Here is a 17,310-nt window from a genome sequence, read left to right as displayed (position 1 = left end):
TTATTTAAAAGTCCATATTTATTCCGATAGAATAATTCCGGGGCGCCGAATATTCTACATCAACATAATCCGGGTCGATACCGAGCTTATTGGTCTTCCAGATTACGCCCAGGTTCCGTGCATAAGCATATAGCCTGATCTCTTTAATTCCCAAAGATTGTAACCTGGACGGCCGGATACGATAAGAGAGATTCACATCCTGAAGGCGCACATGGTTACCTTTGACCACCAGCGCCTCCGAATCCTTATATATACTGCTTGCATAAGCTTCCGTCTCTCCGATTTCGCGCGCGGCTGGAACATCTGTCCATATTTCATCGCCCGGAGTACGCCAACGTTTAAGGTAGTCCATGTGATATAATGAACTGTATTCATTACCGGAGCTTATCGATGATCTTCGAAAAACATATCCTCCTTTCCAGCTCAGCATCAGGTCGAGTGCGACCCCCTTAAACGATACCGTATTTCGCATTGAACCGTAAAAAGGGGGGATACGGACACCGGATACCACCAGATCATCTCTAACAAGTCCGAGATAGTATGTACGGTAATCCTGACTTTCATTTCCGTCGAGAGATACCAGCGGATAGCCATTTTCAGGGCTTAGCCCCTGCCATGGAATGGAATAGACGACATCTCTACTGCTTCCCACGACGGGCGTAGCCGGTGAATCAAAATAACTGTACAATGCGGTACTTTCATTTGCCTTATAATTGGTTACCTTATTTGAGACATAGTTCACAAGCACCGTCGTATTCCAGTTGAGAGTACCTGTGAGGTTTACGCTCCGGAGCTGTATGTCCACACCCCGTGTTCTCAGATCGGCGTAATTGACGAGGTTGGAATTTATAGCTGTCCCGCCTGTAATTATCCCGGTACTGGGCGGCAGCAGGTCTGCACCGATCAGATCTGTGGATTTCTTCGTAAAATAGTCAATATTACCCGAAACGCGACCTTTCAGCATTTCAAAATCAGTCCCGATATTGACTGTATTTACCCTTTCCCAGCGCAGCGACGGGTTTCCTATTGTCCTAACATCTGCATTGTTAAAGCCGGTTATCCAATCATTCGAAAAATGGCGTATGGTCGGATAGGCACTGACGGATTTATTTACATTCCCTGCACTTCCATAGGTCGCCCTTACCCTAAGATAATCCACTTCCTGCAATGAAAACCAGTGCTCTTTGCTTATGTCCCAACTTCCACCGAGTGACCATAGGGGCGTTCCCTTTTGATTAGTCTTCACACCGAAAAGATTGGAACCGTCCCAACGTAGCGAACCGGATAAGATATACCGCTCCTTAAAGGTGTAGCTGGCGTTTCCAAAATAGGACAGATAGCGGTCTATATAGCGTTGCTTTACAAAAGACGGTGCTGTGATACGTGAACGGCCGCTTGGCCTTACCGTGTAATTTTGCGTATAGTTATAGTTCGTACTACCTGTCATTAACTCCGCGTCATAGCCGTACAGGGTATGGCCCGGCAATGTGTTCTGCACAAACTCACGGATCTCTCCTCCGGCCAAGCCAATAAACTGATGATCCTGACCGATATGTCGTGCATAGTTCAGTTGAGCACGTCCGGAATGACTTGCGGACAGGCTCGAATTTAACTGTTGATAAACACCTAAACGGGGAATAACCAGACTGCCGTCAGGCTGTGTAAACCTGTTGACTAAATCGCGTACGTAATAGCTGTCCTTATCATATTCTACCGTTTGCTGATTATTGCCCTTGATATATTGATATGTCGCATTTAAATTAAAGTAATGCAGAAAGTCGAATTTTAGATTTGCGTTCGCACGAAGTTCGTCCCGCCTGCCTCGTCGGTCTATCAGATCATGTTCATCCAATGGGCGGTACGCCCAATCCAATAGGCCCTCCGCTTCAGCATTATCGATATAGGTCTGCCGGTAGTCTTTAACAATGGCCAGCGCATTGCCTTCTTCATCCTGCAATCTGCTGTAGGGAGAAAGCCCTACATGTGTTGCATCGCCGCGAAGATCCTGAAGTGTCAAACCATTATTCTGTACGCGTTGTTCACTGTACCATATAGCCGTACCAATTTCAAGGTTTTTAAACGGTTTAAAGGTATTATGGATGTTCAGGTTCATCCGGCTGCCACCGTTACCAATCACGTCCTCCCTGTTCCTATCGTAACCGCCAGAAAGGTAATAGGTAAACCTATCTCCCCCTCCCCTTGAATTTAGTGCATATTGCTGGTAGATGGAGGGCTGATAGAGGTATTTTAATGCTTCCTCACGCACTTCGGTCTCCTTCATGATTGCTTCCCGCTGAGCAAATTCTTCGGGATCTAACGATCCGTTATCCAGTGCGATCAACATCTCCACATATTCTGGAAATGGCACCTGTTGCGCATTTTGTATATAGTATCCTCCGTGCTCGTACTTTTGTTTTTCGACCTCCATTACTATTGCGCTCGGCAGGCGGTTACGGCTGTACATAAAATCGGGTTTGCCTCCAATCGTCACATTACTGTTCAGCGACAGCTGGCCTTTTTGGTTATAACGACCCTGCTTCGTCGTTATAACAATTACGCCGTTCCCGGCTCTCGCACCCCAAATTGAGGATGCTGCAGCATCCTTTAATATGGTGACGTTCTGGATATCATTGGGATTGATCGAGGTAATATCGCCTTCATAGGGAAAATTATCGACCACGATCAACGGCGAAGCATCGGACTGTATTGTTGCCAGCCCCCGCACCCGGATATCCGAGGCATTGGTACCTCCGGGATTAACGAACTGCACGCCGGAGGCGATACCTTCTAAACGCTGCAGGATATTACCCCCTACCGACCGGTTGAGCAGTTCATTATTGACCTGGGTAAACGCCCCTGTAGCGCGTTCCTTCGGAATCTGATAAAAACCGGTATTGATAATTTCCACTTCCTCTATAAATCGTCCGTCCTTCTCGAGATTAATTTTTAGCATATCCCTACCCTGGGTCAGTTCTACCGTGCGGGGATGATAGCCTAGATAACGTACCGAGAGCGAGTCTGGAAGACTGACATGATCGAATGCAAAATTTCCTTCAGCATCCGTTAGTACAGATTGTTTCCCCCGAAGTGTAGAGACCGTTACTCCAGGCAACGCCGCTCCATTTATATCCAGCACATGGCCTGAGAGTTGTGCCTGTGCTGCCGAAAGTGCAATAATAGCACAGTATAGCGTAAATAGTATTTTTTTCATCGTTTGTTGGCTTTTTGTGTATATGTCCAGTCAGATACCGTTGGGATATCTACATCTTTACCCGCTATCACGTCTCTGATGAGCTGCAGGTCATAACCCTCGGTTCCCGTAATAGCGATAAGCCGGCCGTCTTTTATCCAGACTATCCGGCTTACCGCCTGTCTGTCAAAAAAGAAACTGTTCATGATATACGCCTGCGGACCAAATACGATCGGTATCTGCCAGTTTCGGTCCTGTCCAAATCCCTGAGCCTTGTAATCGTAATCGAGCATAACACCAAAAACCATGATTTCGCTACCAATCTCTTTGAGATAGGTATTCCACTTTTCCATGGATGCCACACAGGGCGAACACCAGGTGGCCCAAAAATCCAGTATGATAAGTTTATCTTTCGGAAAGCTTGAAAGACTGGCGATATCCCTTTTCCCGACTGCGTCTACAACTGGAAAAGGCATAAGCATTACTTCCTCAGGAAGAGCAGCGCCGATCGCAACATCCGGAGTACTTGAATAATCCAGATCGTAGGCAATTAATGGAAATCTTTCCAGATCGGCCCAGGGATAAATACGCATTGCCTGCTCATTGGTATATCTGTCAAACCTGAATTTATACGTAATATTTACGTCCGTCAGCTTTTGACCCGTTGCGACAGTCCGCTCTCCAGCAGACTGCGCCTGGGCGTCACTAAACATTGAAACAAAAATCGTAGTAAGCAAGAGAAACCTGCCGGGCATTACCAGTCTATGTCCTTTAGAGGCAGGCGAAAATATTCTTTGAGGTATTCGGACTATATCTGAAAGTGTCAATATATTGGAAAAGAAGCGCCCTATGCAGCTGTAAATTAGCTTCATTGATATGTAGATTTATAACATTCATAATTTTGTTAATTGAAAAAATCTATCTATGTGCGGGCGCCACGCAGTGAGATATTGGAGAGCTATAGAATAGCTGTTTTATTCTCAAACAGGAGCTTTGATCACATTCTTGAACCGGTTTTTTAGGTTCTTAGGACGACCTGAAATTGAACCAATACTAAAAAATCCCTGCCGCTTGCCAAAAGGCAAGTGAACAGGGATTTTCGATATGGTTATTGTTTTGCTCATTATCGTTTTTGATAACGAGTCTCAAATAAGAAGGGGCACATCGCTCTGTCTTATACCCTAGGGTCCGAAACCTTTGAACTCAACAGAAACGATAGTGCCCACATTCTTAATGCTACAAAGATAGCACATTAAGAGATGTAGGCATAATCTATCGCTCTCACCGTTCAATAAAAGTTTCGGACTTTGGGTAAGTGAGACTCTTTAATTATACCTTTTTTAAATTAAAAATTACTTAACTAATATCTTGTCTAAAATTTATTCATATAAAATTTGATTATGCAATAATAAAACATATAACCCATAAATGCAAATTTATATAATCGTATACGATTAAATTAACAAAAAATATTGTGGTTCTTTTAAATATGGAAAGCAAACCACGAAAAATACTTCGGCCTAGAACAGTTAAATTGTTAAAAACACTTGGTCAGGCCTTTAAATCTTTAAGAAAAAAAGGTGGATATGGCAATTCAACTGCTTTTGCAATAGCTAAAGATTTACCTGAAGGCAGCTACGGCAAACACGAGGCGGGCAGCGAAAATATCACACTGGATTCTATTGTTGGAATAATTGAAGCCAATGGTTTGGCTAACGACGACATATTCAACAAAGACTTCCTCGCCCTCGGCGAAGCGAGTGATGAAAATACGCTGACCGAGAAGAGTGTCAACCATTTGATTGACCAACTTCGACACCAAGTAAAATTGGTCTCGAACGAAGCAAAAGCATACAGCTTCGATGATAACGATATCAAAGACATGCATAATATGTTGATAACCGGTTGGTCGCCGGCGTCTAAACGCGAGTTGTTCAAGAAAATCGGCCTGAATTCCAAGACGCCACGCTTCGAAGACATATTGGATTTCCTGAAAAAAGCAAAGTGGATGACTATGACCAACCCAGACAACCTAAATGATCCTGGACAACAATACTATACCACTGAAGTTGGGAAGAAAGCGTTAGCCGCCAATGAACCTGCCGCGACGAGACCGGAAAAATTGCCGTAGCGCAGTTTGAAAAAATAGCATCGGCTTTGCATATGCCCTTTTGCGCAGCATCGTGGAGCAGGACGAAATGGATGGCACGCTGCCGAAGTAGGGGAGGGCAAATAGTGTCGCGAGATAATCGTTCAAAGACATCGCAATAGAATAAGAAAAAATCAGGAAGAAGTATAAGGCTAATATTGAGGATGAAATAGATAAGAGCTAGTGATATTTAGGTTTCATCTTGGTGTGCCTGATCCGTAAAACCCGCAAAACACCCTTTGCATACCGATATGAAACCCGATAATGATGCTTTTCAAATGCCCGGAATGTGCCATCGTTTTCAAGTTTTAATTTATCCGGGGCATAGGCATCTGGATATTCAGCAGCCTTTTCAACAGTATCGGTAATATCAGTTACGACTTTTAATGCGTTTTGAGGGGAATCCGCGCCGATGTGTTCAAACACCTGCTTTAAATGACTTTGCGCCATTTTCGTCCAGACAATGCGAGGAGTGCCTTTTACCACTCTTTAATGGCTGCTAGAAGCTGTTCATGCGTTATATATTCGCCTCGTTCAAATTCCGCCTCAGACTCCATTAACTCCGCGTTATACTGCTCAATATTTATAGATTGCTCTCCCTCTTTACGGCCTTTAATAAACGTTTTAAGCATCTGGACAACTGATTTCTTTTCAGCGTCGTTCAGCTGTGTAAAGTAATTGAGCATTTCACTTTCTATGATCCTCGCCATAACTTTTAATCTTAATATCAAATTTAAGAATTTCTGATGATAAATACAAAGATATAAGATCAAAGCAGCGATTCTTGTTGCTACTGTGGAATTCATCGAAGAAAATGGATTACCGGATTTCTTTCAAATCGTTAGCCTCTTTTTTTGACAAGAAACATCCCAAAACCCCGATCCACCTAGAGTTTGCTATTGAGGGAACTAAACCAACCGCCAGCTCTCCAGCAGACTGCGCTTGGGCCTCACTAAACAACACACATATGAAAAACAGGCAGCACTTCTTTAAAATGTCGTTTAAAAATTTGTTGTTTGCGGAGGATCTAAATAAACGGCTAAGTAAACACCTCGTATCCTCGGCATGACAAAGCTGGGTTTCCTTCTTTTTTGTCATCCCGACTTTGGAGGGATCTTTAAATTGATTGGGAGTTATGTTTGGCAACAGCGCATACCTCTCCCCTTTGCGTAATTTTCGCATTCTTTTAGTGGTTAGTGTAAAGGTTATAAAAGGCAGCTCGGCTCTGGCTCCTAACGCCTATCACCTAACTCCTAGAAGTTCCTCTACAGTTTAAAAAAATAGTTTGTAAAAAATCCGAATGCGGTTTTGGACGACATCATAAAAAGATCAATAGGGTTTATCTCTCGCATTACCGGATAGGCCAAATTGGCTTTTTCGCGCGCATTTTACTCCGGCGCGACAATGATGTTTTTGAATAATTGTTTTTTGTTGGTCATACGCTTCATTGTTTTTATATCAATAGAGCGAGAAGAGAAATTCATAAAACAGAAAAAAGTGTGGTTTATGAATACAATGATACCACTTAACCATTTTATAATGAATTGTTCACGATATGTAAAATACATATTTCATACACCCCAAAAAATTCGTTATATTTGTTTAAATCGAGAATGCACTTTATTATGGCACAGGAACAGAAAAAACATCTCGGACAAAATATACGCGACATGCGCATAATATATTTCAAGGAAGAGTTGATTAAAGAGCACGACGAGAAGCAAGAACTTAAGGATGAAATAGCAGCTTTAAAGACTGAGTTAGAAGCTTTAAAAGGTGGTTCTCCGCAAACGAAGGATAATATAAAAAACATCGGCAGAAAGGCCGAGTAAGGAAAGGAACTAATCATATGAAAACTGTAACATTAGATATTCTTAATGACGAGGCCATAAAGCTCTTAAAAAATCTGGAGGTATTGAAGCTTGTTCGTTTTCGCAAGGAAAGGGAAACTACAGATTCTTCCAAAGATCAGGTCTCATTATCGGATTTCTCTTTCTCCAAAAGTCGTAAGATATTAAAAGATTACAAAGGTTCTTTAAGTGATTCTACCGCTGATGATAGAAGAAGTGAAATATGAAAATTTTTCTGGACACCTGCGCGCTGTTTAAACTATATCATTACGAAGTCGATACCAATGAATTTGAGAAGATCTTCATAGAAAATACTATTTCGGGCGTCTTTCTTTCTGAATTAACGAAACTCGAATTCGCTTCTACGCTCTGGAGAAAAGTAAGGATGAAGGAAATTACCGAATTGCAAGCGGAACAAACCATATCTGTTTTAGATCGTGATTTAAAAAAATATAATATCGTACCTATCGACGCATCGATTATCGAAAATGCCGTCAAACTGGTCGCTCGATACGGTAAATCCGGCTTGCGTACTTTAGATAGCATACAGTTATCGACTGCCGTAAGCCTCAAAGATAAAGCAGGTCTTTTTGTTACCGCTGATAAGTTATTGCTATCTTTTTTCTCGAAAGAGAATTTGACAGTGACAATTTAAGGAACGTTAAAAAGGTAGAGGACGAAACAAAAAAGTAGACATGGAATCTAATGCAAGAAAATTGTACATTATTGAAGAAGTACTAAAGATAAATAGCGAATCGACATTGGCAGCGCTTGAGGACTTACTAAAAAAAGCCAGAGCTAAGGGCAACAAACAAGTGAAGACAAAATCAATCGCTCAGGAATTTTCTGGGATATGGAGTAAGGAAGAAGCCGACGAAATTGAAAGAGCCATAGAAGAAGCTTGTGAAACGATAAATCCCGATGACTGGAAATAACATCCTTTTGGACACGAATATAGTCATTGAACTATTTAAAGGGAATCCTACCATCATGACTAATCTGGGAAACAGACAGCAAGTCGACATTCCATACGTGGTGCTTGGAGAGCTATTGCTTGGTGCTTATCGCTCTTCGCATGTGGAGAAACATTTATCCCAAGTAAATGCTTTTTTGAAGAAATGCAATATTATAGGAGCCGATGCGGAAACAGCTAATGCATATGCAATTATCAAAACCGAACTACTCAAAAAGGGAAAACCCATTCCTGAAAATGACATTTGGATTGCTGCCATTGCAACGCAACACAGATTGACGTTAATAACTCGGGATGCTCATTTTAAAGAAGTAGTACCGCTTAGCACCGAAAAGTGGTAAGCAAAGCCAAAAAGCATTTATAGCGCCACACATCATAAAAAAGCGCAGCCTCATTTGTAGACAAAGTGCATCTGAAACTAAAAGAGTTTCTATCAGACAAGGAAAAAAAGCCACTGGCCACTGGTGAGCTTGTCATTGTCCGGAATTTAGAATCACAGTCCAATAAATTTAAAGGATTCGCAGACAATTGGCAAAATTATAATATTGCCGTTTTTTTGCCAAGTCCGCTTTAAACTATGACAAACTATTAAAACATAAAAGAGATATCCTTGCCATATAGATTCCCCGCTGATGCTCCTCATGCGGTTCTTGTACCGTACCCTATCTGCGTAGTATGCGTATTGTACGCTTGAAGTATTATTTTTATGTACTGGTGCTTTGACAATGTCAGCAATATTATACGATATTGACATAGTATAAGGTCATTTCACTCCCGAAATAAGGTTTTTTTGTACTATATTCATTTAATACTATATCAGTACTTAGCGTATACTTAGCACATACTTGGCGTATAGGGAGCACCTGCTCAGGACAAGAATGTACAACTTTGTTGCACGCTTCTGCGTTATGCCTTGCTTCTCCTTTAGTTCTGCATTTCCGGCTTCGCGCCCCGATCGTTCTCCGATCGTCATCGGAGAACGATGCCGGAATGAAACCGAAAGATCCAAGCATTTGGGAAAACAAAAAAAGGCCGACCTCCACAAAATCATCCATTGACATGGTCGGCGTGTAATATAGATCGGGTTTGGCCAACTCGGAGAAATCTGAGCGAACGGTCATCTGCAACGGTCGATCCAGTGTGCTAACTCGCAGAAGCTATGGGCTGTTTTGTGAATGGTAAAAAATAATTCGTAAATTTGTAGTATGACAACGTTAACGGTAAATATAGACAACGATAAAGATCTCCCTGTATTGAAGGAAATCCTGAACCGTTTTGGCTTGCGCTATAAGATAGACAAGCAGGCCGGATTGGACAAAGACGGTGAAAAGCTATATAAAAAACTGAAACAGTCCTTCGGCGAAATCAAGGAATGGGAAGCAGGAAACCTGAAATTGCAGAACGCCAAGGATGCTATTGCCGAAATTGAAGCGGAATTAGCCAATGACATTTGAGGTTGTTTTAACGTCGGGCTTCAAGAAAGACCTGAAACGGATTGCCAAAAAACACCGCCAAATCCTGAATGACATCAGGCAGCTAAGCGATGAATTGGCTGAAAAGCCAACGTTAGGAACTGATTTAGGCCAGAATGTTTACAAAATCCGGCTAGCTATTTCAGGTACCGCCAAAGGCAAATCAGGTGGTGCGCGTGTGATTACCTATATAAAAGTGGTCGGGCAAACAGTGATCTTATCCGAAATTTACTTAAAGAATGAATATGACACTGTCGATGTAGATGCCGTTATACAGCGGTTGATAGATGAAGGGGTTATTTAATGAAGTGGTGGATTTAGTCGCTCCTCCTTTGTCAATTTCGCGTAACGCGTCAACTGGAAAAACCGCTGGAATACATCCGAATTCAGTATCCGCGGCAGCGTCTTTAACCTAGACATATTCTTAAGCATAAAGAATACCTTGTCCAGATCGCTCTCCAGTTCGCCCTCGCCTTTTACAAAGTTAATCAGTTCCATGTAAATAAACCCCAATCCTTCGTAAAACTCTTGAGTTGAATTTGCATATTTGGCAATTTCAACGAAAGACTCTTGCTGGCCATATAAATCAAACGCATTCAGCAAAATATTTCCCCCGAGTCTCTATCGCACAGACAGATATCATGAAAATGGGCATTACTGCTGCTATCGGGCATATGGAATTAAGTAACAATAAATGAGGAAATAGAGACTGGTTAATTCCAGATTTCTACTTTCCGTCGCAGACTATAAAAACAGATCCTGGACAAGTTAAAGCATGAAATGCCAGAGGGTAAAATCCACCCTGTGGTTTGTGATGGATGAGAAGTTTTGTTATATGTTTTATATTTTTAGTATATTCGTGTAGTGATGTTGATTCATGGCTAGAGAACGAATTTCGATCAGATTAAACAAAAGCAAAGATTCGGGAATTGAAGCTTCGAGAAATGGTTCTTCTCAAACGAATGATAATGTAAAGAATATCGGCGGAAAGGCCGAATACGAAAATAAAGAAAGGAATTTGTTATGGAAGCGGTACTTCTTCACCCTAAAAATAAAGAACAATTGGCAGCCATTAAAGCTATAGCTAAAGCTTTGAAGATAGACTTTGAGACGAAATCAGATGACAGCCCTTATTCCCCAGACTTTGTAAAAAAAATACAACAAGGGGATGAGGATTTGAAACAAGGCAAAGGAATAACTGTTACTCTTGAAGAGCTGGATGGTTTATGGAAATAGTTTACTTACCACAAGCTGAAAACGACCTCACTCCCTTATTCTGTAAGCATTTTGGCGTACCTTTCAAGACCCATCCGCATTCTCTCATAAAACACTTTATCAGCTGTGATTAAAACCATAGGTTTCATTACATTCATCCAAAGAACACTATTGAGGTTATTTGCTGTAAAGTGAATTTGCTGGCTACTAATTCCGAACTCCCAAATATATAGGCTCAACTTACCTCCATACTCCTTAGTTCCTTTCTTGGCAGCTGTCTGGATGTCTTCGCTTAAGGCAGCAATTTGCTTGTTGAGAAGCTCAAACGTATTATTATCTTCAAACCTATTTTCCTTCTTCGTAGTAAATAACATTTCTATGAAATTATTTATTGCATCGCCAGCCCAGTATTCTACAGAATCAGACTGCAGGTATAATTGACCGATGGCTTGGATATCCTCCATTACATCTACCGTTTTGGCGTTTCGAACATAGGCTTCAAAAGTCTGTTCTTCGGCAGCACCGTACTTTTCCATATCATAAAAATACAGCCAGATCAAATCTTCATAATCCATCAGTATGGGCAAAGGGATATCGATATTGCTAAAAAGCATTACGGCGCCAGCCTGGTTGGAAAATCGCTCGAAAAGAACGCGTAACTTCTTACACATTTCACCGATATTACTAACGGATACTGCATTTACTTTATCGGACTCTGATGCCGTTACGTCAACAACATTCGTTGCGAAAATGTCATTTTCAGTTAAATTAAAGTGGTCTGCCAACCTTGGTAAATCGACGAAATGAAACTCTTCTTCACCCGCGATTATTTTGCTGGCCTGGTCTGATTTCCAACCGAAGATTAATTCCATCTCCTTCTTAACTTGTTCTTCGTTGCCGACTGTGGCAATAATATGTTCAAATAATTCTGCTTGTGATTTCATAATTTAAAGTCTTAAAAAATACAAATGGTTTTATTTTATGATATTGTTTATAAATGTAGAGCCAAATCTCGTTGATCTCCAAAGCATAGATGTTTACAGATACTAAAATAAGGATAAATATCGTAAATATGAAGCTTTATAGCAGCGTTGATCTAAAACCGCATTCTTGAAGGTTAACATGCATTGCATGTTTTCCGCTCTGACGAGCATTTATTCATAGGAGCTCAGTATATCGCAGTTGCTGCAAAACGTCGTCCATTTACAGCTTATACTTTGCGCCAAACAGGAGTAAAAAGTCGGCAATGTACATTGTGCCTTGAGCCAATGACATTTGAGGTTGTTTTAACGTCGGGCTTCAAGAAAGACCTGAAACGGATTGCCAAAAAACACCGCCAAATCCTAAATGACATCAGGCAGCTAAGCGATGAATTGGCTACCTTCCTTACAATCTATTCGCCATTCGCGTCTAAAATACGTCAAGCATTGAACATCCAACGCTATATAACAACTTTGATTCCTAAGGAAATATTCCGACCAGGAAGCGGCGCCAGATACTTTAAGAACGAATTCTGCGGACGGGCTTCCACATCAAGTAAGTTGTTTCCACGTGCATAACATTCGATGGTATATCCAACTATCTGCAACGGGTAGCTTATACAAGCAGCAAGTAAAGAGTAGGCCGGCATAGGTGGTTCGGGGTTGATGTTCTTTCCGAGAAAACGTTGTTCGAGATAACGATCAAATGAACAAAAAATCATAAAGCGATTTAGCAAAGCACCCGCCGAAAGACCATATCGACTGGTAGGCAAATTAGGCATATAGTCGCCTTCCGCCCACTGTCGCATACTATCGTCGGCCGTATTCCTGTTCTTAACCAAATCACAATAGGTAGATACTTCCCAGCTCCGGCCTTTCTTCCAGCTATGTTTGTATCCAAGCTGTGCTTCAATGCCGTTAATTTCGGTATCCGATGCTCTCCATTCTTTAACTAGAAAGCCCCCAGAGCGCGAGATACCTGTATGCGCTAGATACAAGTAATTCTCAAAAGTCGTCTGGTAATACGTCGCGTTAAAATGCAGTCCTTTATATTGCAAGCCACCGCCCAGTTCATATGAGCGTGCAATTTCTTTGGGTAACCGATCATCGCCATTTTCTTCAACTAAGATCGCAAAATGATTATTTCCGGCATACAGCTCGTTGACATCTGGCGCACGTTCTGCATGACTAACCGCCCCCTCCAGATACGCTATCTTCAATATGCTCCATCTCAGGTCGCCCGTAAAGTGATTTAAATGAAAATCTCTAGCAGAGAGTTTTCCGCCCGCCATTCCACGACTGGTTTTATACGTACCATCGCGCGTCGCCCGCCGTGCCACCCAGTCATGCCGATAGCCGAGATTGACCACGACAGGATTGAAGTCCAGTTTTTGCAGCGTGAAAGCGCCCACCTCATGGCTTTGGTTATTGGGAATATACCGTTGTACACCACCGCCATCTATTTTCAAGTGGGAAAAATCAAGACCGCTCATACCCTTCCAAAACTTCAAGACCTGCTGTTCCACTTCGGTACGGAACGTATGCCTGTTGGTATTGAATTTATTGACCCGATAGATGCCAACCAGCTCACGGTCATCGGCATACTGGAACATATAGTTTAACTTCACATTCGTGATCATCGACGACGTTGGTCGATAAGCCGATTCGAAAAGCAAACTATGTGACAGGGCTCTCGTATTAATCGGGGCATATTCAGGTGCCTGCGCTACGGGTTCATGTGTATGCTTTGGTATCGTCGCTAGGGCAAATCCGGGAATTCCATAATAACCTTCTGACGCCCGATAACCTAACCCGATCCGATAATTACGGCGAATATAGCTGCTTCCCACATTCACAGCCCGGCTTTCCGAATGGCTGTTGGGCATGATGCCTTTTTTTACCGGCGCATAATCGGAAATACCTTTTACAATGGTCGTCGAGAGCGGGGTGCTGGGATCTTGTCCAGCTACATACTGATCATTTACTGGGTTAGGTATCCGTACACCACCGATCACGGAGTGATCCTGAAAGGTGTAAAGATCTGCCTCCGAAAGATCCCAGCGGGGATCACTCATATAATCCAAAACGAACTGACTCAAATAGGGATATAAGCTTAGGTTACGTATTGTTTCTGAATCTACATGAACCTGGGCCATTGCCTGGGTAAGATGATCAATGGCTGGGTCGTAAGCAATCGGTGCTTTGGTATTGCCCGGTATACGCAGATCGTTGTTCTGCTGGTTCATTCCGCCGATATGCCACGCCCATCGCTCGCCCAAATTACCGTTCACATCTACCGCTTGTCTATTACCACTGTTTGTTCCGGCTTCTACGGTAGCCCTCCCATACCATGTATTTGGAAACATAAATTCCGGAATGGTATTATCGCGCATATTTACTGCTCCTCCAATAGCCTTACCCCCATATAATACACTAGCCCCTCCTTTATAGACATCTATGCCTAACAGGTTATCCATATCAACATTAATATTTACATTGGGTGTTATACCCGATAAATCATGAAAGGATAAGCTATTAGTTAAGACTTTGACACGGTTGCCACTTAGGCTTCGGATCATCGGCGTACCGGAGTTGGGACCGAAATAGGCGTTCTGTACTCCAGGAGTATAGCTAAGTGTTTCGCCCAATGTACGCGACTGCACCCGGTCTAAAGTTGCGCGGTCGATAGCGGTAACATTTCCCTTAGATGGTTTGTATCCGACAACAACCGCAGTGGGCAGTTTGATGCTATCCGTGACGGTCTTCTCCTGGGCTTCAGTCATATTGGAAATAGAGAAGAATGCCCCCAAGAGAAGCACGTTAAGTAAAAAGTCTTGTTGCATCGTGTTATTGACTTAAAATATATATCTGCTGTTAATTGCTGCAAAAATATAAAAACAAAACAATAATGCAACTATGTTGCTTTATTTAAAACATCTCATTACCTTCGCAAAAAAAACAACATATATGAAACTCAAACACTACAACAGAAAGATGTTTTTTATCGGCATCTCGACATTACTACTCATTACATCGTCGTGCAGCAAGGATGAACAAGCGCCTCCTGTGGAAAAGGCCCTGGAATTACCGACAGAAATTAGCCTTAGCTATGGCGAAGAGGAGACGCTTACCTTACCTTCTACCTTTACCGAGCAGGAAAATCTTTCCCTAAAGGTCGAATTTAGTAAAACGGAAAATATACAGATCAACGGGTCGAGTAGACTACATGATAAGTTGAACGGTGCCATCCGTATCGACAATCAAGAAGGGAAAGTATATATCAACAGCGCGCTTTTATACCCCAATGGATCCACATCTTCGACCAGTGGCGTTCGCATACCGGAAAACTATCAACTTACGGTTATCGCATCTGCTTCAAACGGTTCTACTGTAGGTGAGCAAACCGTATCGCTCAAAGTGAGCCCAGGTAAGGTGGGGATAAAAGGACTTGAACATACGGGAGAACTTCCCTATGCTTATGTACTGTATAGCGATAAAGGGGCAGACTTTGAATTGGAGGCTCCAGCGATAGCTACTGAAGGAACCACCTGGCATCTACCAAAGCAAGCCAGCGAAGAAGGAATAGTTCAACTGGAAGGCAACGAAATCCTATTCGCTAACACAGCCGGCGATCCCGCCCAAAAAGCTGAAATGGAGTATAATCTTTCACCTGCGCTACAGAAAGATGGTTTTACGGTTGCTTCTACCACATTTAGGGTCATATTTATTCCCCAGATCATTTTTTTTTACGGCATTTATTACCCCGAATATAACTTGACCATTCGCCATGATTTTCTTCATATTGGGCTGTCTAATGGTTATTTGTCTGCCGCACCAACTTTATATCCGGAGAAATATAAATCTACCTTTGCTATCATTTCGATTGAAAAAGACGGACAAACATTTGAAAATAAGGATGGTATCTTCGAAATAAATGTTAAAACTGGTAGCGTGAAAGTAAAAAAAGACGATTCGCTTCAAGCAGGCAGTTACAAAATAATGGTAAAAGCCATCACCACGACCGGCCTTACCTTTACAACCAACCTCACATTATCTATGTCAGCGGGTTAAGTTGAACAGGAAGCATGCTGTCGCGTACTTTTTTCTTTGCGAGGTTTTTTTGCTTTTATATTGGCTTATAAGGGTAGTGATCCAGTACAATTAATGGCTCCGCATTGGCATTGATGGTGCTGGGTCCGGAACCTACCCTAATATAATAACCCAAGTTTCAGGTTAATTTAAGATAAAAATAAGCATCAAAATCAAGAGCTTTGGTTTACCACAACTAAATGTACTGGCATAATGACACTTGATGCATCAAAATTGGCTAAATTATTAACACAAGCACCATTACACCTATTCTCACCGTTACCTTTCGTTTTATTTTCACTTTCATAAAAAAATATACCCACAAAGAACAAACAGCGCATAATTACACCGTAATTACTGACGGACAGATTACTCTAACTAAATAAACACACAAAAAAACAATAAAAAATATCAAATTCTTAAAAATAACTTACTAAAAAACACATAAACGAATAAAAAAAGCAAATACATAAAACAAAAACAGGATAAAGAACAAAAAATTTAAAAATAAAACCATTTAATCAATAAAAAACTCATAAAACACCAAAAATTAAGGGTAAAAAAAATAAATTTAACGAAAAACCACACGCAAGTAACAAAAAAGATGCAAATTCAATTCGGTAAAGTGTACAAAACACACTATCTTTGGTCAGGTTTATAATTGGTTAGTAAAGGTCTTCAGTCTCCCCGGCTGAAGGCCTTTCATTTTTCATCTAATAGAGCTTGTTTTAAAACATTATGATTTAGATTCCCCCTCGTTCGGAAGGATGAAAGGGCTCAGGCAGCGTAAGTGAAATCCACCGAAGTTATTGACCGTTCCGAACACCGTAAGCTGACTCGGCTTGTGAATGTAAAGCATTTTTACTAAGTTTAATGATGGAAACAAAATCACTCTATATTGCACGCCATGCAAAGGCGGAAGAGCATTCCTTGTCGAAAAGAGATTTTAACCGCGATCTAATCGGGAAAGGAAAAGAACGTGCCCGTAGCATCGCAACAGAATTAGCAGACTTTGTTACCCTCAACGAAAAAACATTAGTGATCTCATCTCCGGCGAACCGCGCCATCCAGACTGCTGAAATATTCAGCAATGTTTTAGGATATCCTGCGGAAAAAATTCAAAAAGAAATAAATATCTACGAAGCATATCACCTGGATATCCTTCAGGTGATTAATAAAATAACGGATTACTATAACTCCGTATTAATTTTTGGGCATAACCCCGGTCTGTCGGATCTTACAAACTATTTGTGCAATAGCGATATCGACCTCTTGACTGCCAATGTAGCTATTATAGAACTTGACAAGGATATTGATTTTGCATCTGCATCCGGAGGTACCGGTAACTTGAAAAATGTTTTAACTGGTAAATAGCAGCATCTTAGGGTAAAC

At 41.6% G+C, this 17,310-nt stretch carries 20 protein-coding genes; 11 read left to right on the top strand and 9 right to left on the bottom strand.

The genetic code is table 11. The annotated features are described in order from the left end of the window. Positions 1-4: 4 nt before the first annotated feature. Both C4F40_RS15140 and C4F40_RS15135 read right to left on the bottom strand, forming a co-directional pair. Positions 5-3,211, bottom strand: coding sequence for a SusC/RagA family TonB-linked outer membrane protein (locus tag C4F40_RS15140; protein WP_196940217.1), 3,207 nt, complete (start codon positions 3,209-3,211; stop codon positions 5-7). Next, positions 3,208-4,062 (bottom strand): TlpA family protein disulfide reductase, encoded by an 855-nt coding sequence (locus tag C4F40_RS15135; RefSeq protein WP_196940216.1) that lies wholly within the window; start codon positions 4,060-4,062, stop codon positions 3,208-3,210. The genes C4F40_RS15140 and C4F40_RS15135 overlap by 4 nt, the downstream gene beginning before the upstream one ends. Positions 4,063-4,679: 617 nt before the next feature. Between C4F40_RS15135 and C4F40_RS15130 the strand changes: the two genes are divergently transcribed. Next, positions 4,680-5,321 (top strand): hypothetical protein, encoded by a 642-nt coding sequence (locus tag C4F40_RS15130; protein WP_196940215.1) that lies wholly within the window; start codon positions 4,680-4,682, stop codon positions 5,319-5,321. A gap of 198 nt (positions 5,322-5,519) precedes the next feature. Here the strand turns inward: C4F40_RS15130 and C4F40_RS15125 are convergent, their stop codons facing one another. From C4F40_RS15125 to C4F40_RS15115, 3 genes are all read right to left on the bottom strand, one after another. Next, positions 5,520-5,825 carry a type II toxin-antitoxin system RelE/ParE family toxin gene (locus C4F40_RS15125; RefSeq protein ID WP_196940214.1) on the bottom strand — a complete coding sequence of 102 codons (306 nt, stop codon included), beginning with the start codon at positions 5,823-5,825 and terminating at the stop codon, positions 5,520-5,522. Further along, positions 5,819-6,049 carry a hypothetical protein gene (locus C4F40_RS15120; RefSeq protein WP_196940213.1) on the bottom strand — a complete coding sequence of 77 codons (231 nt, stop codon included), beginning with the start codon at positions 6,047-6,049 and terminating at the stop codon, positions 5,819-5,821. Before C4F40_RS15120 ends, C4F40_RS15125 begins: the two co-directional genes overlap by 7 nt. A gap of 109 nt (positions 6,050-6,158) precedes the next feature. Then, positions 6,159-6,521, bottom strand: a complete 363-nt coding sequence (locus tag C4F40_RS15115) for a hypothetical protein (protein WP_196940212.1) — start codon at positions 6,519-6,521, stop codon at positions 6,159-6,161. A gap of 488 nt (positions 6,522-7,009) precedes the next feature. Between C4F40_RS15115 and C4F40_RS15110 the strand changes: the two genes are divergently transcribed. The 5 genes from C4F40_RS15110 to C4F40_RS15090 are packed head-to-tail and all read left to right on the top strand — an operon-like array spanning position 7,010 to position 8,503. Next, positions 7,010-7,171 (top strand): hypothetical protein, encoded by a 162-nt coding sequence (locus C4F40_RS15110; protein WP_196940211.1) that lies wholly within the window; start codon positions 7,010-7,012, stop codon positions 7,169-7,171. Between the two features lie 17 nt (positions 7,172-7,188). Then, positions 7,189-7,416 (top strand): hypothetical protein, encoded by a 228-nt coding sequence (locus C4F40_RS15105; RefSeq protein ID WP_196940210.1) that lies wholly within the window; start codon positions 7,189-7,191, stop codon positions 7,414-7,416. Further along, positions 7,413-7,844: a type II toxin-antitoxin system VapC family toxin gene (locus tag C4F40_RS15100; RefSeq protein WP_196940209.1), complete on the top strand. Its 432-nt coding sequence runs from the start codon at positions 7,413-7,415 to the stop codon at positions 7,842-7,844. The genes C4F40_RS15105 and C4F40_RS15100 overlap by 4 nt, the downstream gene beginning before the upstream one ends. Before the next feature lie 40 nt (positions 7,845-7,884). After that, the gene (locus C4F40_RS15095; RefSeq protein WP_196940208.1) at positions 7,885-8,124 is read left to right on the top strand and encodes a hypothetical protein; all 240 of its coding nucleotides are present in this window, start codon (positions 7,885-7,887) and stop codon (positions 8,122-8,124) included. 7 nt (positions 8,125-8,131) lie between these two features. Further along, positions 8,132-8,503: a type II toxin-antitoxin system VapC family toxin gene (locus C4F40_RS15090; RefSeq protein WP_231390082.1), complete on the top strand. Its 372-nt coding sequence runs from the start codon at positions 8,132-8,134 to the stop codon at positions 8,501-8,503. A 396-nt stretch (positions 8,504-8,899) separates the two neighbouring features. On the opposite strand, the gene C4F40_RS15085 is transcribed toward C4F40_RS15090, so the two are convergent. Next, entirely contained in the window at positions 8,900-9,283 is a 384-nt protein-coding gene (locus tag C4F40_RS15085; protein WP_196940206.1) for a hypothetical protein, read from the bottom strand. 84 nt (positions 9,284-9,367) lie between these two features. On the opposite strand from C4F40_RS15085, the gene C4F40_RS15080 reads away from it, so the two are divergent. After that, on the top strand, positions 9,368-9,616 hold the full coding sequence (locus tag C4F40_RS15080) for a hypothetical protein (RefSeq protein ID WP_196940205.1): 249 nt from the start codon (positions 9,368-9,370) through the stop codon (positions 9,614-9,616). Further along, positions 9,606-9,938 (top strand): type II toxin-antitoxin system RelE/ParE family toxin, encoded by a 333-nt coding sequence (locus tag C4F40_RS15075; RefSeq protein WP_196940204.1) that lies wholly within the window; start codon positions 9,606-9,608, stop codon positions 9,936-9,938. The genes C4F40_RS15080 and C4F40_RS15075 overlap by 11 nt, the downstream gene beginning before the upstream one ends. On the opposite strand, the gene C4F40_RS15070 is transcribed toward C4F40_RS15075, so the two are convergent. Then, entirely contained in the window at positions 9,935-10,237 is a 303-nt protein-coding gene (locus C4F40_RS15070) for a PD-(D/E)XK nuclease family transposase (RefSeq protein WP_196940203.1), read from the bottom strand. The genes C4F40_RS15075 and C4F40_RS15070 overlap by 4 nt on opposite strands. A 420-nt stretch (positions 10,238-10,657) precedes the next feature. Here C4F40_RS15070 and C4F40_RS15065 point away from each other — a divergent pair, with 420 nt between their 5' ends. Further along, entirely contained in the window at positions 10,658-10,870 is a 213-nt protein-coding gene (locus C4F40_RS15065; RefSeq protein WP_196940202.1) for a DUF2683 family protein, read from the top strand. A gap of 35 nt (positions 10,871-10,905) precedes the next feature. On the opposite strand, the gene C4F40_RS15060 is transcribed toward C4F40_RS15065, so the two are convergent. Further along, positions 10,906-11,793: a hypothetical protein gene (locus C4F40_RS15060; RefSeq protein ID WP_196940201.1), complete on the bottom strand. Its 888-nt coding sequence runs from the start codon at positions 11,791-11,793 to the stop codon at positions 10,906-10,908. A gap of 497 nt (positions 11,794-12,290) precedes the next feature. Next, the gene (locus C4F40_RS15055; protein ID WP_196940200.1) at positions 12,291-14,672 is read right to left on the bottom strand and encodes a TonB-dependent receptor; all 2,382 of its coding nucleotides are present in this window, start codon (positions 14,670-14,672) and stop codon (positions 12,291-12,293) included. Between the two features lie 124 nt (positions 14,673-14,796). Here C4F40_RS15055 and C4F40_RS15050 point away from each other — a divergent pair, with 124 nt between their 5' ends. Continuing rightward, positions 14,797-15,900, top strand: a complete 1,104-nt coding sequence (locus tag C4F40_RS15050; protein ID WP_196940199.1) for a hypothetical protein — start codon at positions 14,797-14,799, stop codon at positions 15,898-15,900. An 891-nt stretch (positions 15,901-16,791) separates the two neighbouring features. After that, positions 16,792-17,292 carry a SixA phosphatase family protein gene (locus C4F40_RS15045; RefSeq protein WP_231390081.1) on the top strand — a complete coding sequence of 167 codons (501 nt, stop codon included), beginning with the start codon at positions 16,792-16,794 and terminating at the stop codon, positions 17,290-17,292. The last annotated feature ends 18 nt before the right edge of the window (positions 17,293-17,310 follow it).

Origin of the sequence: Sphingobacterium pedocola, assembly GCF_015209965.1 — a bacterium.
Classification (GTDB): Bacteria; Bacteroidota; Bacteroidia; order Sphingobacteriales; family Sphingobacteriaceae; genus Sphingobacterium; species Sphingobacterium pedocola.
Note: the sequence above shows the minus strand (reverse complement) of the source record. Positions and strands in the feature narration are given on the sequence as shown.

Bases quoted from the DNA above. Each gene is read 5' to 3' on its own strand.
- C4F40_RS15115 (WP_196940212.1), bottom strand. From the start codon at position 6,521: ATGCGAAAATTACGCAAAGGGGAGAGGTATGCGCTGTTGCCAAACATA.
- C4F40_RS15100 (WP_196940209.1), top strand. From the start codon at position 7,413: ATGAAAATTTTTCTGGACACCTGCGCGCTGTTTAAACTATATCATTAC.
- C4F40_RS15140 (WP_196940217.1), bottom strand. From the start codon at position 3,211: ATGAAAAAAATACTATTTACGCTATACTGTGCTATTATTGCACTTTCG.
- C4F40_RS15120 (WP_196940213.1), bottom strand. From the start codon at position 6,049: ATGGCGAGGATCATAGAAAGTGAAATGCTCAATTACTTTACACAGCTG.
- C4F40_RS15060 (WP_196940201.1), bottom strand. From the start codon at position 11,793: ATGAAATCACAAGCAGAATTATTTGAACATATTATTGCCACAGTCGGC.
- C4F40_RS15130 (WP_196940215.1), top strand. From the start codon at position 4,680: ATGGAAAGCAAACCACGAAAAATACTTCGGCCTAGAACAGTTAAATTG.
- C4F40_RS15045 (WP_231390081.1), top strand. From the start codon at position 16,792: ATGATGGAAACAAAATCACTCTATATTGCACGCCATGCAAAGGCGGAA.
- C4F40_RS15075 (WP_196940204.1), top strand. From the start codon at position 9,606: ATGACATTTGAGGTTGTTTTAACGTCGGGCTTCAAGAAAGACCTGAAA.
- C4F40_RS15095 (WP_196940208.1), top strand. From the start codon at position 7,885: ATGGAATCTAATGCAAGAAAATTGTACATTATTGAAGAAGTACTAAAG.
- C4F40_RS15055 (WP_196940200.1), bottom strand. From the start codon at position 14,672: ATGCAACAAGACTTTTTACTTAACGTGCTTCTCTTGGGGGCATTCTTC.
- C4F40_RS15105 (WP_196940210.1), top strand. From the start codon at position 7,189: ATGAAAACTGTAACATTAGATATTCTTAATGACGAGGCCATAAAGCTC.
- C4F40_RS15135 (WP_196940216.1), bottom strand. From the start codon at position 4,062: ATGAAGCTAATTTACAGCTGCATAGGGCGCTTCTTTTCCAATATATTG.
- C4F40_RS15080 (WP_196940205.1), top strand. From the start codon at position 9,368: ATGACAACGTTAACGGTAAATATAGACAACGATAAAGATCTCCCTGTA.
- C4F40_RS15065 (WP_196940202.1), top strand. From the start codon at position 10,658: ATGGAAGCGGTACTTCTTCACCCTAAAAATAAAGAACAATTGGCAGCC.
- C4F40_RS15085 (WP_196940206.1), bottom strand. From the start codon at position 9,283: ATGACCGTTCGCTCAGATTTCTCCGAGTTGGCCAAACCCGATCTATAT.
- C4F40_RS15050 (WP_196940199.1), top strand. From the start codon at position 14,797: ATGAAACTCAAACACTACAACAGAAAGATGTTTTTTATCGGCATCTCG.
- C4F40_RS15110 (WP_196940211.1), top strand. From the start codon at position 7,010: ATGCGCATAATATATTTCAAGGAAGAGTTGATTAAAGAGCACGACGAG.